The sequence below is a fragment of the Pseudoalteromonas sp. Z1A2 genome (genome assembly GCF_011378755.1).
GTDB classification, from domain to species: Bacteria; Pseudomonadota; Gammaproteobacteria; order Enterobacterales; family Alteromonadaceae; genus Pseudoalteromonas; species Pseudoalteromonas distincta.
Map to the genome: position 1 here is coordinate 192,509 of NZ_WTKX01000002.1, position 16,489 is coordinate 208,997.

At 37.7% G+C, this 16,489-nt stretch carries 16 protein-coding genes; 4 read left to right on the forward strand and 12 right to left on the reverse strand.

What is annotated here, in order from left to right; genetic code table 11:
- Positions 1-85 precede the first annotated feature (85 nt).
- The 5 genes from GQR47_RS02320 to GQR47_RS02340 all read right to left on the reverse strand — a co-directional run bounded on the left by GQR47_RS02320 (position 86) and on the right by GQR47_RS02340 (position 5,372).
- Complete coding sequence (locus GQR47_RS02320) at positions 86-1,954, reverse strand: hypothetical protein (RefSeq protein ID WP_024596055.1); 1,869 nt, start codon at positions 1,952-1,954, stop codon at positions 86-88.
- Positions 1,951-2,394 (reverse strand): ABC-three component system middle component 2, encoded by a 444-nt coding sequence (locus GQR47_RS02325; protein WP_024596054.1) that lies wholly within the window; start codon positions 2,392-2,394, stop codon positions 1,951-1,953. Before GQR47_RS02325 ends, GQR47_RS02320 begins: the two co-directional genes overlap by 4 nt.
- The gene (locus GQR47_RS02330) at positions 2,382-3,365 is read right to left on the reverse strand and encodes an ABC-three component system protein (RefSeq protein WP_154903084.1); all 984 of its coding nucleotides are present in this window, start codon (positions 3,363-3,365) and stop codon (positions 2,382-2,384) included. Before GQR47_RS02330 ends, GQR47_RS02325 begins: the two co-directional genes overlap by 13 nt.
- A 137-nt stretch (positions 3,366-3,502) precedes the next feature.
- Positions 3,503-4,579 (reverse strand): hypothetical protein, encoded by a 1,077-nt coding sequence (locus GQR47_RS02335; RefSeq protein WP_154903083.1) that lies wholly within the window; start codon positions 4,577-4,579, stop codon positions 3,503-3,505.
- A 184-nt stretch (positions 4,580-4,763) separates the two neighbouring features.
- Complete coding sequence (locus GQR47_RS02340; RefSeq protein ID WP_024597201.1) at positions 4,764-5,372, reverse strand: cold shock domain-containing protein; 609 nt, start codon at positions 5,370-5,372, stop codon at positions 4,764-4,766.
- Between the two features lie 416 nt (positions 5,373-5,788).
- On the opposite strand from GQR47_RS02340, the gene GQR47_RS02345 reads away from it, so the two are divergent.
- Positions 5,789-6,409, forward strand: a complete 621-nt coding sequence (locus GQR47_RS02345) for a trimeric intracellular cation channel family protein (protein WP_154903082.1) — start codon at positions 5,789-5,791, stop codon at positions 6,407-6,409.
- A 71-nt stretch (positions 6,410-6,480) separates the two neighbouring features.
- Here the strand turns inward: GQR47_RS02345 and GQR47_RS02350 are convergent, their stop codons facing one another.
- Positions 6,481-6,990 (reverse strand): YetF domain-containing protein, encoded by a 510-nt coding sequence (locus GQR47_RS02350; RefSeq protein ID WP_154903081.1) that lies wholly within the window; start codon positions 6,988-6,990, stop codon positions 6,481-6,483.
- A 323-nt stretch (positions 6,991-7,313) separates the two neighbouring features.
- Here GQR47_RS02350 and GQR47_RS02355 point away from each other — a divergent pair, with 323 nt between their 5' ends.
- Both GQR47_RS02355 and gloA read left to right on the forward strand, forming a co-directional pair.
- Positions 7,314-7,697, forward strand: coding sequence for a hypothetical protein (locus tag GQR47_RS02355; RefSeq protein WP_024594922.1), 384 nt, complete (start codon positions 7,314-7,316; stop codon positions 7,695-7,697).
- A gap of 115 nt (positions 7,698-7,812) precedes the next feature.
- Positions 7,813-8,340, forward strand: a complete 528-nt coding sequence (gloA, locus tag GQR47_RS02360) for a lactoylglutathione lyase (protein ID WP_024594923.1) — start codon at positions 7,813-7,815, stop codon at positions 8,338-8,340.
- Positions 8,341-8,418: 78 nt separating this feature from the next.
- On the opposite strand, the gene htpX is transcribed toward gloA, so the two are convergent.
- The 6 genes from htpX to bioB all read right to left on the reverse strand — a co-directional run bounded on the left by htpX (position 8,419) and on the right by bioB (position 14,988).
- Positions 8,419-9,282, reverse strand: coding sequence for a protease HtpX (gene htpX, locus GQR47_RS02365; protein ID WP_154903080.1), 864 nt, complete (start codon positions 9,280-9,282; stop codon positions 8,419-8,421).
- Positions 9,283-9,494: 212 nt separating this feature from the next.
- Entirely contained in the window at positions 9,495-11,078 is a 1,584-nt protein-coding gene (locus GQR47_RS02370) for an FAD-dependent oxidoreductase (RefSeq protein ID WP_024603155.1), read from the reverse strand.
- A 121-nt stretch (positions 11,079-11,199) separates the two neighbouring features.
- Positions 11,200-11,883 carry a dethiobiotin synthase gene (gene bioD, locus GQR47_RS02375; protein ID WP_154903079.1) on the reverse strand — a complete coding sequence of 228 codons (684 nt, stop codon included), beginning with the start codon at positions 11,881-11,883 and terminating at the stop codon, positions 11,200-11,202.
- A gap of 28 nt (positions 11,884-11,911) precedes the next feature.
- A complete protein-coding gene (locus GQR47_RS02380) occupies positions 11,912-12,787 on the reverse strand; it encodes a methyltransferase domain-containing protein (protein ID WP_024594989.1) in 876 nt (291 codons plus the stop codon).
- Positions 12,784-13,935: an 8-amino-7-oxononanoate synthase gene (locus GQR47_RS02385; protein ID WP_024594990.1), complete on the reverse strand. Its 1,152-nt coding sequence runs from the start codon at positions 13,933-13,935 to the stop codon at positions 12,784-12,786. The genes GQR47_RS02380 and GQR47_RS02385 overlap by 4 nt, the downstream gene beginning before the upstream one ends.
- Positions 13,936-13,947: 12 nt before the next feature.
- Positions 13,948-14,988: a biotin synthase BioB gene (bioB, locus tag GQR47_RS02390; RefSeq protein ID WP_024594991.1), complete on the reverse strand. Its 1,041-nt coding sequence runs from the start codon at positions 14,986-14,988 to the stop codon at positions 13,948-13,950.
- Positions 14,989-15,082: 94 nt separating this feature from the next.
- On the opposite strand from bioB, the gene bioA reads away from it, so the two are divergent.
- On the forward strand, positions 15,083-16,384 hold the full coding sequence (gene bioA / locus GQR47_RS02395) for an adenosylmethionine--8-amino-7-oxononanoate transaminase (RefSeq protein WP_024594992.1): 1,302 nt from the start codon (positions 15,083-15,085) through the stop codon (positions 16,382-16,384).
- Positions 16,385-16,489 lie beyond the last annotated feature (105 nt).

Below are 16,489 nucleotides of genomic sequence, written 5' to 3' on the forward strand. Positions count from 1 at the left end.
AAAAAATTAAGATGTGTGTCTGCTTAATTGTAAAATTTAGAATGGATGTCACTGTTATCTTGCTAATGGGTGACCCCAACCATCTTCAAAATAGGCCTCTTCTACTAGGTGAATTTTCACCATGGAAGGTTTCAACGCTTATTTTATCGCTTTTTATATCTGGAACATCTATGTTCTCTATAATCACAAACTGAGCCATATGACTAATTTCACTTAAATAATTCAAGAAATAATAACTTAATTTTGTGCTTGCCAGCTCCTGCTCATCTTTTGATAATTCTCCATATTTACTTTCTGTAGGATCTCGATAAGTAACCAAAGGTGAATCTAAAATCAATAATTTAGGATGAAATAAACCTTTACGAGAACAATATAATAGCGTTGCTATCTTAAAAACCGAATGCAGAATTGCTCGAACGCCTTTACCATTAAGGTGTCTTGGATTCCCATCAATTAAAACATCATATTGTTTGAAATCAAAAGTCACTATTTTATTACCTGGGAACTTGATTTCAGTTAAAACATCGGAGTAAATTTCACAGAACTCATCTATTACTTCATTTTTAGGATGAAAATCTGGTGATTTATATTTTTGTGGGGGTTTTTCAGAGTTACATTGTTGAAGTCTTCGTTGCAAGTCTTCAATCATTTCGAGTTGCTTAATGTTTCTCTTATGATTTGAATATTGTTCCGTTAATAATGAATTATCAAAATCATACTTTTGCAAATCTGGTGTTCTAGCTGATATCTTTGCATCTAAGTCTTCAAGGGTTTTATTTAAATCAGATACTGCCAGAATAAGCTCTTTATTTTGTTTTTTAACTGAGTTAATAGTTAAGTCGAGCTCAATTTTGTTTAGTTTTATTTTTTCTATTTCGGCAAGGGAAGCACTTTTCAGTTGTTTTAATTCGGTTAAATCAGAGCATATATTATTAGATTTATTACCGCAGACCCCACAATGTCCATTATGGTTTACTGATAGTAAAAAAGCAGTCTCCTCCTGAGATTCAAGTCTTTTGATATCAGAATTATATATACCGACAAGATATTCAAAATTAACTAAATTGGCTTTTATACTATTAAGCCTTTCATTTTTTTCTATGAGCTCTTCTGAGGTTTGTTTTTTAAGATTTATAATTCCTGAAACATCCAGTTGTGCCTCGATTAGTGATGACTTGTTTTTTGAAATAGACATTTCTAATTTCATTTGATGTTCTTTTAAATTCTTTATGGATTCATTTTCATATTCAACATCAATATCGACTTTCAAATTATCTATTAACTCTATCAATAAGCTCTTTCTGCCTGATTTTTCACTATCAAATACTTCTTTTTTAATTAGCTCTTTAAATGAACTATAATCCACCCCTGTCAGTAAATAATTAAACAAATTACGATTAATTGTTTTTTCAAAGCTATCCCCACTTTCTATTGGTGATTTTTTATTGATAATCCTTTCTTCGTATGAACATATAATTACTGAAAGTAATCTGATTGTTAAACTAACTTTCTCTCCAGATAGATTTTTTGCAAGTTTAATATTGCTTTGTTGCCAAGGAGGGAGGAAAAACTCATTTAAATTCACTTCACCTTTTTTTAAGGTGCCAACTTTATAGTCAAGCAAATGTTGGTCAGATTTTTTATTCTTAATATGCCCATCATAGAGTTCAAGCTTCTGAGAGGGAAAACCTCTAAATAAAGTATATTTTTTTGAATTAACTGATAATTGTAGAGATATCTCCGAATAAGGTTTACTTTGTTCAATTTTATCTATCGATTCTTTGCCAAACATATAATCAATAGAGTCAACCAAAAAAGACTTACCTGTATTAGAAGCTCCATTAATTACTTTAACACGAGTTTTAAAGTCCACTGAAACGGTTTTAGCTGATTCTCCCGTGAATTGGATTGAATGAATTTCCATTTCTAATTTACTATCATCTTTCAAAGTCAAAACGCTACATCCATAAAAATTTTATTAAAATATTGAAAGCCACTATGATTCAACTGTCCTACGCACCACTTGGCATTATTTTTTAATGACATACTATATTCGCTCTTCATAAGCTTAATGAGCGGCTTAGCATCTCCCGTTACAGAGTAATAAATACCTTCTTTCTCACAAAGAACGTTTATCAATCCAAATCTCTTCATTAAGGCTAAACCATCCCTAACTAACTTCCGCCTTACGGCTAATTCACCTTTTCTATTTGGAATACATGGATGAAGACTCTTAGGTCCATTAAAATCTTTTGAGTAGACAAGTACGTAATCCAATTTAACGATTTCTTCGAATCCTATTGGTGTTGGGTAATATTCATTCAATAAAATTACACTTCGTAGACCAGCTTCCAACACAGTATTAAAAACATCTATTGTTTCTACTTGATCCATTTCAATTTACCTCCATTTACAAAATGATGGCAATATCCTTGTTTTACATCAACTTTGGCATGTACAGCTAATTTACCTGAAGGAACTACATTTGCAGCTTGGGACATCACTGAACACATACAGTCATACCCATTTGGGTAAGCTTGCTTAGCTGTATCATAGATCCCATTGAATACCTGTTTTTCTAGGGCACCTAATAAATTTCCAATAGTATTATCCCGATAGAAGCGTTTAAAAGCATCAGCACTAAAATACCTTTCTCTTTGAATTTCTAAATTAATTTCAAAATCACTATGTCCATCTAAATCTTTAAAGTGTGTATATTCAATTTGATCATACTCACTGTAAGCCATTAATATCTGTTGAATATATGTTGATTCTTCATTTTGAATCTCAGTGGGCACAACTCCATCTGGAGCAGGAAGCATCTCACCTCCAAACCACTCCACAAGAATATTTTTAAACTTTTTATCCAACACAATTGTGTCGATGTCTACAATGTATATTGAATTAAAGTCATATGATTGAATAAATTTTAGTAATTTATGGTCTAAGGGAACTAAGGATTTTTTACAATATTTATCCCAGTTTTTAATAAGCTCTTCTTTAAAAGTTTCAGGATTAAAGATATATGCTTCTAAATTACGATTTACTCCTTTGGGAGCAACAAAGTAATAATTTTTAGGTATTGAAAATTTTTTAAGAAAAGAAAAATATAAAATCTTGCCAATTTCTAACATTCCTTGTTCAGTAGGTAAGGCCTTATTATATTGTTTGCATTGGTAATTATCCCAATCCCCCTCGTGTTTCGACTCGGAGTAAAAACCCACCACGTCTCTTCCCATATCTCCTGCACCTGCAAAGCGTTTGGCCAAGTGATACTTTGTTTTTTGTTGTTCAGCCCATTCACGAACTAACTTCTCTAACTTCACATCATCTAAAGCTAGAATTTGCCTCTCATAATCAATCATTAGTTCCATTAGCCTTAAATTGTCCATTTTAAATTTTTAAAGATAAACTTAAATACAAAATTTAGAATGGGTGCCTTGTTAATTTTTGTTTTAACAAAAAACCTGACAGTCGATAACACTCTGATTAAATTTGCTTGTTAAAAATGTTCATGACCATTTACTAAATCAATTAATAATAAATCTAAAAGATTTGATAACCATATTATTTCATTTTCTTCTTTACTCAACGCTGTCAGCCTAAAACTAGAATCTATTTTTTCTGCATGTACAGACTTATTACGAACAAAGTACATGTACTTAATGCATAGCGTAGCGGCTAAATGCGAGTTATTAATTCTCTTTTTGCTAATTATTTCAACTAGGTGAGCTGTTACATCTTCGTAAAATCCTTTCTCTTTAAGAAAGTCTTCTCTGACGGTTAAAGTACTTTGATTAATCTCAGCCAACCGATAATCATCGTTACTTAAGATGAAGTTTTTATAATTATCAGTTTGCTTAATTGTAGAAAAATTGTTGTAAATAAATTTAATCCACCTGACTTTTGACCTGATCGTACCTGTTTTCAACTTGCTAACTTCATTTATTATTAATGGATAATACTCAGGGTTATCAACTAAATCCTTGCGGATAAAGCTAAGTCTTTTAAACTCATTTTCAAGCCCAGATACCTGCCTATAAATTGCATTGAAAGCTTTCCACTTCCTCTCAAACGCGTCATATGGACTTTCTGAACAATGTGATTTAACTAAGTGAGTCAAAGCAATCAAATACGAGTGCCCCTTTACCGTTTCTTCAAAAATAACATTAACGGCGTTATGATTGAGCTTTTTAAGATTAGATAATTGATCCGCTTTACTTACAATCTGGTTTACATGTGTATTTTCTATTTTATGGCTACTCTTAAACTCTAGGTTACGAATGTAATCTATGGATATTTCCGAGATTTGAATCGCCTCCCCTAAATTACAGTAGTAATAAACTAATGCTTTAACTATTTGCGTATAGATAGCACTTGTATAGTTTTCAAATATGCCAGAAATTTCAACTTTATTACTACGTTGAGCAACAATAATAATTTTATTCCCAAATACGCTTACAGTATCTGTATATGATTTAGAAAAAGGGTATGGAACTTCTCCCTTGTAAATTTCATTATTATCTTTCTTTGCGAAGTCGATTGTTATAACGTATTTATGTTTTCTAGTTGATACCACTTAAATCCTCCAAGAATAATTGTAATTTTTAAAAGGTTTTTTCGTGCTAGTTTGGTGGATTATGTTAACCCAAAACGACTTTCAATAATGTTATGGGACAAAACTTACATGGCTATATTTATACACAGCCATTAATTAGTTCTATTTTTACTTAACCTAACCTTTAACTAAACGGTTTATAAAATTACCACTCATTTTCAAACCTTGTATCGTTCTCACATGGGTCACCATCTCTATCGCCATCCATTTTTGTATTAGGGCAGTTGTTAATAAAAAACACCGCCTCAGCACGTGAAGTCATTTGGCTGCAGTGCTGCCTGCCGTCACAGGTAAAATTTTGCGTGCTTTTTGGAATCACGATTTTTGAGTATTGCTCATCAAATGTGGCTAAATCGGCGTTGGTAATAACGGGGGTGTGGTAATTAAATTGCTCGTTACTTTTATAATGGCTGTATTTATTAACTGCGACAAAACCAAGTACAGCGATAATACTAATTGAGGCTACTTTGCCTAAAAAGCTGTCGGTAAAATTAGATTTAGCAACACGATGATGGTTTGATTTTTTAGGCGTTACTTTAAGCGCAGCTACGCCTTCTATCCGGCAATTTACGGCTTTGGTTTTACCGTCGGGCTGTGTTGCCACTTCAAAATAAAGGGTGTCGCCCACTTTTGGCTTGCGGCTCATATGTTTGAGCGCTGAAATGTGTATAAAGGTGTCGTGCTCTAGGGTGTCTGATTTAATAAAACCAAAGCCCTTTTCGTCATTCCACGCTTTTAACAATCCTTTGTTCATGTATTTACCTGTGCTGATTAAGCTGCGATTACGCAAATTCCATTTAAGTTAACACTTGTTAGTATACGTTCCTAAATTGCTACCACGCAACCAAATATTCATATTATGTTAATTTAAATATTCTAATTAGTTGGCAAAACACTTAACCGTATAGGAAAAATATCGAGCTTTGAGCTTTAAAATCAGGAAAAAAAATCGCGTGTTTTATTTTATAAATTACGGCCATTTGTCCTTTATTCTACGACTGCTAACTTTTGCAAAGCGATTAGCTTAACAGCATGTTTACACTCGATTTTGTCATTAATTATTTCTATCTCAATTAACCGTTTTTAGTACGATTTTTCATTCGTTATTTACTTAATTTACCTATACAATCCACACCTTATTTTTACGCACGTATTTTAAGTGATTATCTCATGTTACTAACCGTTGTTTATATTATTGGTATTACCGCAGAAGCCATGACCGGCGCACTTAGCGCAGGACGGATGAAAATGGATTGGTTTGGCGTAGTGCTGGTAGCCAGCGCCACGGCAATTGGTGGTGGTAGCGTTCGAGATATATTACTAGGCAATTACCCGCTTACGTGGGTACAACACCCAGAGTATTTATTAATTACCTGTATTGCCGGCATTGTAACTACATGGCTGGCTAAATGGGTGGTTAAATTTAAAGGTATATTTATGCGCTTGGATGCCCTTGGTTTAGCTGCCTTTAGTATTATTGGCTGCCAAGTGGGACTAAATATGGGATTACATTACGGTATTTGTGTAGTGGCCGCCGTTGTTACTGGCGTATTTGGTGGGTTACTGCGCGATTTAATATGTCGCCAAGCACCGTTAGTATTACACAATGAGCTATATGCAAGCGTATCGCTAATTGTAGCGTGCTTATACTTAGCATTACACCATTACAATATTGACGACAACATAAGCATTATTGTGAGCTTGGTTGCGGGGTACTTAATACGTATGGCATCAATACGCTTTAAATGGCGCTTACCTACCTTTAGTTTATTAGAGCAGCACGCTAAATAAAAATAACCTTCAATACAAAATAAGGCAGGTAGTATACCTGCCTTAGTTAATATAACTATTAGCGTATTAATTTAACGCCCGCTTACATCGCTTAACGCGGTTTTTAACCCGCTGTTATTTTGCTTAAGTACGCTAAAACTGCCATCGGTTTCTAGCACTACGGCGGCTACATCTTCTATGGCTAATATACCAGCGCCACGTATAGCTGCGCGAATTTCTGATTTTGTTACGCGCTGCGATTTAAGTGCAGCCGTGCAGTATTCACCATCACTCATTAAAAGCGTGGGTTCTGCTTTTATAAGCGCTGCAAATTTTGACGAGCGCACACTAAGCCATGTAATAACATATTGCAGCCCAATTAATACTACAAAGGCAAGTATGCCCTCAGCTAAAGGGACACTTTTTGAAATAATAACAGACGCTAATATAGAGCCCAGCGCAATGGTGACTATAAAGTCGAACACATTCCATTTTGAAAGCGTACGTTTACCCGATATACGCAGCCAAAAAACCAGTGCGATATAACCTAGTACGCCAATAATAAGTACGCGTATTAAACCCTGCATATCATCAAAAAACATAGTCACTCCTTTATGTGCGTTATTTTTTATATAAGTAATTGCCCGCAGTAGTTATTTAAACTCTACATGGCACTTAGTTAAATAACGATGAATAAAGTGCCCTATTTTATTTTGTTAAATGTTTTACAAACTTAATTTTGCTTTGCTCTGTACTTTGATTACGTGGTTACCCATGTTTAAAAACGAACATACATCCTACAAATAAACATAAGGGCTAAACGCTATGGCGTTATAAGTTTACTTTTTTATAGGATAGTATGATTATCAATTTAGGTACAAGTTAGCAGTTTTCTTTGCTCAATAACGTTATAAAGGGATTTATCTTGAAATTAATTAAAAAAGCGATAGTTATCGGTGCATTAATACTGGCACAAGGATGTGTTTCTTACGATTTAGTGCACGTTAAAACATATACTTCAGGGCAAAAGCCAGTCAAAGGTACAGCCGTTAAACAAATTAAGTATGGGGATGGCTTTAAATGGGTGGGTGTTATAATTTCGCCAATTATTCCTATTCCTCTTATATTACCTTATGGTCGTGAACGCACCACTACTTGGTTATCTGATAATGGTGCTAGTGTTTACACCGAAATTCAAAAAACAGAAGCCAAAGGTTATGGGTGTCTGTTTATTAGCTCAGAAATAAATGGCTGCAGCGATGAAACGACTTGGGGCGCATTAATGATAAATGATATTAAGCTTCACTAACTATTTTATACCACTCTTTTATGCTCAGGGCAGTTTAAATTTAAACTACGGTTGATTATGATAACTTAAGCATTATATCTCTATTTTCGCTTTTTAATTATTAGAAAGGATCACCATGTCTAGCTATAACGAATCTCCAGAACAAATTGAACAAGCCACACAAGGCTATGTGATGCAGCAAACTATGTTGCGTATTAAAGATCCAAAGCCGTCTTTAGAATTTTATCAAAATGTATTGGGTATGAAGCTTTTAGGTAAGTATGACTTTCCTGGTATGAAATTTACGCTTTACTTTTTAGGCTACGAACAAGAGTTGCCAGAAGGCGATGATAAGGCAAAAGCTGAATGGGTGTTTCGTCGCCCTGCGTTGATTGAGCTTACTCATAATTGGGGCACTGAAAACGACGACAGTTTTGAGGGATACCACAGTGGTAACCAAGAGCCTAAAGGCTTTGGCCATATTGGTATTAGCGTACCGGATGTTTACGAAGCCTGTGAGCGCTTTGCAAAATACGATGTTGAGTTTGTTAAAAAACCAGATGATGGTTCAATGAAAGGCTTAGCCTTTATTAAAGATCCTGACGGCTACTGGATTGAAATACTCTCTGCTGAGGGAATTACCGAGATTATCCTTTCTCAGTAATAATTATTTCTCTATACAAAAAATATTACACATAAAAAGCCTGCATTAGCAGGCTTTTTTATGTGTAATATTTATGCGTTATTTACGTAGTGCGTCGATTCGTGCATCAAGCGGTGGGTGCGATGACAACAGTTCAGCCATCCCTTTGCCACTTGCAATACCAAAGGCCATCATTGAACCTTCTAATTGCGACGGATGATTTTGCTTTAATCGCTCAAGGGCTGATCGCATTTTATCGGCACCAACTAGTTTTGCTGCGCCGCTGTCGGCTGCAAACTCACGTTTACGGCTGTAACTTGCAACCACTATGCTTGCTAGTACACCAAATAATACTTGGAATAACATATCGAATAAAAAGTATGTCCAGCTACTGCCGCCCTCTTCTTCATCGCTATTAATAAAGTTATCTACAATGCCTGCCAGTACTTTTGCGGCAAATATTACAAAGGTATTTACCACGCCTTGTATTAGCGTAAGCGTTACCATGTCGCCGTTAGCCACGTGCGATACTTCGTGGGCAAGTACGGCTTCGGCCTGATCTTTGGTCATGTTGTGCATTAAGCCTGTGCTTACTGCCACTAACGAGTTGTTTTTACTTGGGCCCGTTGCAAACGCGTTCATTTCTGGGCTGTCGTAAATAGCCACTTCTGGCATTTTGATACCTGCTTTTTGTGCTTGCGCAGATACCGTTTGTACAAGCCAATGTTCGGTTTCGTTTCGAGGCTGCGTAATTACGTGCGCGCCTGTTGATTTTTTAGCGATCCATTTCGACATAAATAACGAAATAAACGATCCACCAAAACCAAATACTGTGGCTATAAGTAAAATTCCGCCAAGGCTACGATGGCTTAAGCCCAGCGCACTCATTATTATTGAAAGCACTACACCTAATACCAACATAACCGCTAGGTTAGTTAATAAAAACAAAAATATACGTTTCATATTGTCCTCACAAAAATAGGTTTGATCACCGAACATAAAATTAAATTAGGTTAAAGCAACCACTGCGTTATGACACACTATGTCATAACGTTAGCGCTATTCTGTGACAAACTATGTCATAACACAAGTGTTATTTATGTGTTTATTGATAATTTTTTTGAGAGGCATTTTATAGCAAATTTAAGACTAAAGTTTCTTTATAAGTCAGCTTATTACAAGCTGTTATTAAGCTCTGCCATATCAATTGGAAAACCACGCTCGTGTGCCAATATGCGTGCAACTTCGTCAATTTTGTCGCCGCTATTATGTTTAAGGTACGACCATTGGTGGGTACTGCGGTGATGATTTACAGCAGGATCGCTACTTATTATTCCTAATTTTATAAACTCACCCACTATTTGATCTGCCGCTATTAACGTTGACGATGCTTTAACATTTTCGGCCCGTGCGTAACTAATATGCGAATATAAACTTACATCGGCTACGCGCAAAGTGTCGTCATCCCCTGGGATTTGTTGCCCGCCATACAAGGCATTATTTTGTGTGCTAGCAGTTTTAAATGCAGGTACAAACTCGGCTACATAATCTATTGCTGTTTGGTTACGTGTTTGCAATGCTGTTTTGTCCCACCCATCTTTAATATAGTGCAGGTATTTATCAGGGAGTTTAGGTTGAGCACTCATTGGTGTTGCATCAGCTAAGCCATCATTAAATAGCGTAATGTCGTTGGTCATGCCGTGTATTTGAAAATACCCGTTAGGGTAAGGCGTTAGCTGCGCCATGCCCTCTGGTGTGCCACGGTTACCGTAAATAATAATTTCGGGTATTTGCCCACCAGCACCTTGCCAATGAGTTATATAAGAGGCTTTAAATTCGACCATGCGTTTTACATCTACCCCAACGAGGTCGTCAATAATACCGGTTTGAAAACCACACGCATTAATTAGGTAATCTACCTCAATGGTTTGCGTATCGGCTTGTGTATTGGTTGAAGTATCAGGTTGTTCATCAAGGCTTGGCTCTGATTGGTATTCAATACGCCACTTAAGTGTTTGCTTATCATTATTGGTATTTATAACTGGCGATACATTTTTAACACTGGTGCTTGTTAAAACGTGAGCGTGTTTGTACTGTGCAAGGGCGAGTTGTGCACTGGCCGATAAACGAAAAATATTCCAGCCATATTCTTGTGCAACAATTAGCGGAAACTTTAGCTTATCTAAATCTAAATGCTTAGCCACGGGTATCATCCACTCATCTAACGACGTGGGCTTGGCTACTTGTTTTTGCTTAGCAAGCTTTAGCATTTGCTCATAACTATATAACTGATAATAATGCTCTGGCTCGCCTAACACTTTATTAGCGCTATCTTGCTCTACAAGCTCGCTGTAGGCTTTTACTAATTTATTTAAACGCGGAAATAAGTCCTCCGGTGAGTCGTCATCGCGTTTAGGCACTGCAAATACTGTGGGGCGAACATCGATGGTGTAAGGATAAAGGCGCGCAATATCTATACATTGCTTGAGTAAATCTATGCAGTCTTCGTCGGGTATTTCACGATATAAGTTGCCACCCGCATGCAAATGGCACATTGGAGGGCCATCAATTAACGACTTTTTCTTTTCAAGCACATAAGTTTCTAGCCCTAACGCAGCAAGTCTAATGGCTATAGTGGCGCCAGCTGTGCCTCCACCTATTATACCTACGCGTTTTTTAGGTAAGCCATAGTTTAGTGCCTTTGGCTCAGCGCTTACGTGCGCATCTGGGGCGTAGTTTTCAATAAATGGGTGCGTCATATAGTCGTTATGTCCTTAGTAACATTGTCTTTAAGCAAGCTATGTATTTATAAACGTTTATATGTGTACTAAGGCTGACTATTTCAAGATTTACCTAAAAAAGTAACTTTTTTAAAACCACTTAAGTGTTTATAGATAACGCACTAAGCAAGCTTTTGTATATTTGTAACTTAGGAGTTTGCTCGCTGTATGGGCTTATAGCAAGTATTGGAAACGGTAAACGTGCTTTAAGTGAATCAAGGTTCGCTTGGTATTCGTCCATGTTTTTATCGACTTGGTTTGCAATCCAGCCAACGCAGTTTATACCCATACTTTGCATATGCGCAGCGGTTAGTAACGCATGATTTAAGCAACCTAGCTTCATGCCAACAACAAGTATTACCGGCAGTTGCTCTGCTTTAACCCAGTCGTATAAATAATCGTTTTTATTAATAGGTAATGCCCAACCACCAGCACCTTCTGTAAGTATAATGTCAGCGCCCTGTTGTTTTACGTTTTTATAAGCATCACTAAGTTTATCAACAGTAATACTAACCCCAACTTGCTCCGCTGCTATGTGCGGCGCAATAGGTGGTGCAAACGCAAACGGATTTACTACGTCGTATTTAGCGCTCACTGTTGCGCTTTCCATTAGTATTAGGGCATCGGCGTTTACTAGTTGATCGAACGCCATTTCGCAGCCAGCAGCAAGGGGTTTAAAGCCAATGGCTTGTTTTTTATGTTGGGCAAGTAACTTTAGTAGCAAACTGGTAACGTGGGTTTTTCCGGCATCGGTGTCGGTGCCTGTTATAAAAAATTCTTTCATGCGTTGCCTTTAATGTCTTTGGACTTATTTAGTGTTTTTGTAATGATAACAGCACCACATGATAAGACACACATGCTTTGTTATTTATAAGCGGATACGCACTGCATACTTTTTGTAGCGCCGATTTAGTAAGTAACCCTTGGCGCGTATTGGTATGATTTTGCGTAGTAGCGCCAATAGCCTTAATTGAGGCAATAGCTTTTAAAGGTGTTGTGTATTCATCGGTGTAAATACGTTTTTTAGCGCTATTAATAGTAAACCCTGCATTTTGGACTGATTGGTTTATATGCAGCTCACTATTAAAGGTATTTATATGGCTGTTAGAATCAAGCGCGGCAAAGGCTGTTTTTATTTCGTTTAGTGAACCCTCTACCACAGTGCTTATGTACGCCTGCCCGCCTGGTTTTAATATGCTGTAAAGTGATTGCATTAAAGCCGAAAAATTAGCAGACCACTGCACTGCAAAATTACTGTAAATAACATCAACACTGTTTGCTTGTAGCGGTAAGTTATCCATATCGGCGCATATTTTTGGTGTGGTTAAATCACTACTTTGCAACATGTTTAAGCTCAAATCCATTGCCACAACGCTTGCAAATACGCTTTGTAATGTGTGTGTATTAACAAGCGGGCCTGCGCCTAAATCAACACAAAGCTTATTTTTATTAATGCCTGGTTTTATTAGCGCAAATAGATCGCTCGCAGCATGTTTTTGTACATTTGCATGGGTGTTATAACTCGCCGCCGCCTTTGAAAACTTACTTTGTGTAGACTTTTTAAGCTCCTTGTTTAGCTCTCGATTTGGCTCCTTATTTAATTCTTTATTTGAATCGCTACTCACTAGGCACGGTTTTACAAGTTGTGTTTGCACTAGATCTGTTTTTAATACTGGCTGAGCAGTCATGCTATTGCACCTACTAAATGCTTAACTAAGTGCGTTATGTCTTGCTCGGTATGTGCGGCGGTTAAAGTAATGCGTAAACGTGAGGTGTTATGTGCAACCGTGGGCGGTCTAATTGCAGTGAGCCAAATACCCTGTTGTTTAAGTTTATCTGCCGCTTGTAACGTTTGCTCAGCACAACCTAATACAATGGGCTGTATGGCTGTATTTGATTCCATTACTGCAATATTATGGGTTTTAGTGAGTTGCTTAAATAATGCAATATTGGCATTTAGCTTATCGCGTTTATCATTGGCTGTTTTTATGTTTTTAATACGCGCGAGAGTGTGACTTGCCATAAGCGGCGACATGGCGGTTGAATACGTGTAATCGCGATTAAACTGCAGCATGTAATCAATAAACTGTTTACTTCCTAATACACACGCGCCACTACTAGCCACTGCTTTACCAAAAGTAATGACTAATATATCTGGCAGCGTTTGAGTAATAAACGCTTCGCAACTGCCTAAGCCTGTTTTACCTAATGCACCAAAGCCGTGTGCGTCGTCAATCATTAGCCATGCGTTGTGCTGTTTTGCTAAGACGAGTAATTCTTTAAGAGGCGCGGTATCGCCATCCATCGAAAACACACCTTCGCTTATAATTAGCTTGTTTTGCGCTTTTGATTTTTCGAGCTGTGAACGTAAGTGATTCATGTCGTTGTGATTAAAACGCACTAATGCCGCGTTTGAGTGCATAGCCCCGTCAATCAAACTTGCATGATTTAACTTATCTTGAAAAATAGCGCTGTTTTGTGCAGCCGCTTTATCTTGAAACAGCGCTTTAATTACGCTGCTATTAGCGCTAAACCCTGAGTTAAATAGCATTCCTGCGCCATAACCAAATTGCTCACATAAGTATTGTTCAAGCGCTTTTTGCTGCGCCTGATAACCGGTAACCAATGCAGAGCTGTGACTGCCTAATGCGTAGGAGTCATTAAGGTTTACAGCCTCATCCCCAAAGCCTAAGTAGTCATTACTGGCAAAGTTAAGATAGGTTTTATTATTAACCGTTATGGTGCGCGCTGTAGCGTGCTCTACTACATTGCGTTTACGAAGCAGCGCATCTTGCTGGCGAGCCTCAAGATGCGTATTTATAAAATCAAAAGGCATAGATATAAAAGCCTACGCTTCGTAAAACAATTCAGACGTTGCTTTGTCGGCTACTTGCGATGAAAGCGAGGCTTCTACTGCTTCGTCTGAATAGTCGTGACGTTTTTCTGGGTTCATGCCTAGTTTTTTAATTAGGTTCATATCGGCATCAGCGTCGGGATTCTCGGTGGTAAGTAGTTTATCACCATAAAATATTGAGTTAGCGCCTGCAAAAAAGCACATCGATTGCATTTGCTCGTTCATGGCGTTACGCCCTGCCGATAAACGTACATAGCTGTGTGGCATCATAATGCGCGCTGTTGCTATGGTACGTACAAATTCAAAGTGATCTAAATCGTCTACGTTTTCAAGCGGTGTGCCTTTAACTTTAACCAGCATATTAATAGGCACGCTTTCTGGCTGTTGTGGCAAATTAGCTAGTTGCATAAGTAGTCCAAAGCGGTCGCTTGCTTGCTCGCCCATGCCGACTATTCCGCCCGAGCATACTTTCATACCGGCGTCGCGTACGTGGTCAATGGTATTTAATCTATCTTGAAAAGTACGGGTTGATATAATTTGCTCGTAATACTCAGGTGACGTGTCAAGGTTGTGATTGTAGTAATCAAGCCCTGCGTCTCTAAGTTCATGGGCTTTTTCGTTAGTGAGTTTGCCTAGCGTCATACAGGTTTCTAACCCTAGCTCTTTTACTTCTTTAACCATTTGCGAAATGTATGGCATGTCTCTGTCTTTTGGATCTGACCATGCAGCGCCCATACAAAAACGGGTCGCGCCTTTTTGTTTAGCAAGGCGTGCTTGCTCTACTACTTTTTCTACTTCTATTAAGCGTTCGCGTTCTAAATCAGTTCGGTAATGCCCCGACTGCGGGCAATACTTACAATCTTCTGGGCAAGCGCCTGTTTTAATTGATAACAACGTAGAAATTTGCACTTCATTTGGGTTGAAGTTAGCACGGTGAACCGATGCGGCTTTAAAAAGTAAATCGTTAAATGGCATTTCAAATAATGCTTTAACTTCAGCGTGGGTCCAATCGTGACGAACAGGTGCAAGTTCCATAATACTCTCTTATTTTTTTCTCAGCGGTGATATTGGCTTAGTCTACGAGTTGAAGTACCATTGTCAACGAAGCCCACCAAGTTAAAGTTTACATATGATTAAAAAGAACACTATTGACCTTGATTTTGATCGTGAGCACATTTGGCACCCATATACATCGATGACTAAGCCAATTCCGGTATACCCCGTTACACATGCAAATCACAACATTATTTATCTCGAAACTGGCGAGCAATTAATCGATGGCATGGCCTCGTGGTGGAGCGCAATACATGGCTATAACCACCCTGTTATAAATAACGCCATGATTGAGCAAATTAATAATATGAGCCACATTATGTTTGGCGGTATTACACATAACAGCGCGGTAGAGCTGTGCAAAAAAATAGTAAATATAACGCCGCCTAGTTTAACTAAAGTGTTTTTAGCCGACAGCGGCTCGGTAAGTGTTGAAGTGGCAATAAAAATGGCGCTGCAATATTGGTTAAGCCAAGGTATTACTACAAAACAAAAATTAATGACGCCTTACAAGGGCTACCATGGCGACACGTTTGCAGCCATGAGCGTATGCGACCCCGTTAACTCAATGCATAGTTTATATTCAGGCTTTTTACCTGAACACGTTTTTGTGCCTGCACCGGTTAGTCAATTTGGGTTCGAGTTTAACCAAACTGAAGCCCAAGAGCTTGAAGAATACTTTAAAGCAAACCACAGCCAAGTAGCCGCCTTTATCATTGAGCCTATTGTACAAAACGCAGGTGGCATGAACTTTTATCATCCTGATTATTTAGCCTGCGTCCGTAAATTATGCACCCACTATAACGTACTACTAATTTGCGACGAAATTGCCACAGGCTTTGGCCGTACAGGTAAATTATTTGCTGTAGAGCACGCCAATATAGAGCCCGATATAATGTGTATTGGTAAAGCATTAACTGGCGGCTCAATGACGTTATCGGCCACTATAACTAGCGATAAAATAGCGATTGGCATAAGCGAAGGTGAAGCAGGTGTTTTAATGCACGGCCCTACGTTTATGGGTAACCCACTTGCCTGTGCAGCGGCCTGCGCAAGTATTGATTTATTACTTAAGCAAAACTGGCAACAACGAATAAAGCAAATTAACACCCAACTACAACAACTTCATAAATGCAGTGAACTTAATGCAGTTGCTAATGTGCGTACCTTAGGTGCAATAGGTGTTGTTGAACTAAACGAGGCTGCTGGCAATGTTGATGTTGCTAAAATTCAGGCCTATTTTGTAGAGCAAGGTGTATGGATACGCCCATTCGGTAAACTAATTTACCTTATGCCACCGTATATAAGTGACGACACAAGTATAAAAACACTGTGTGATGCCATTTATAATGCCATTAAAGGCAAGCATTACGCTTAATAGTCGGTCTCAATAACTAATCCTAATACAGGTTATAGCGCTATTTGCTGTAACCTACCGCTACATTTAGTGTTTTTATCTATTAAGCGAGTTTGTAGTTATTGA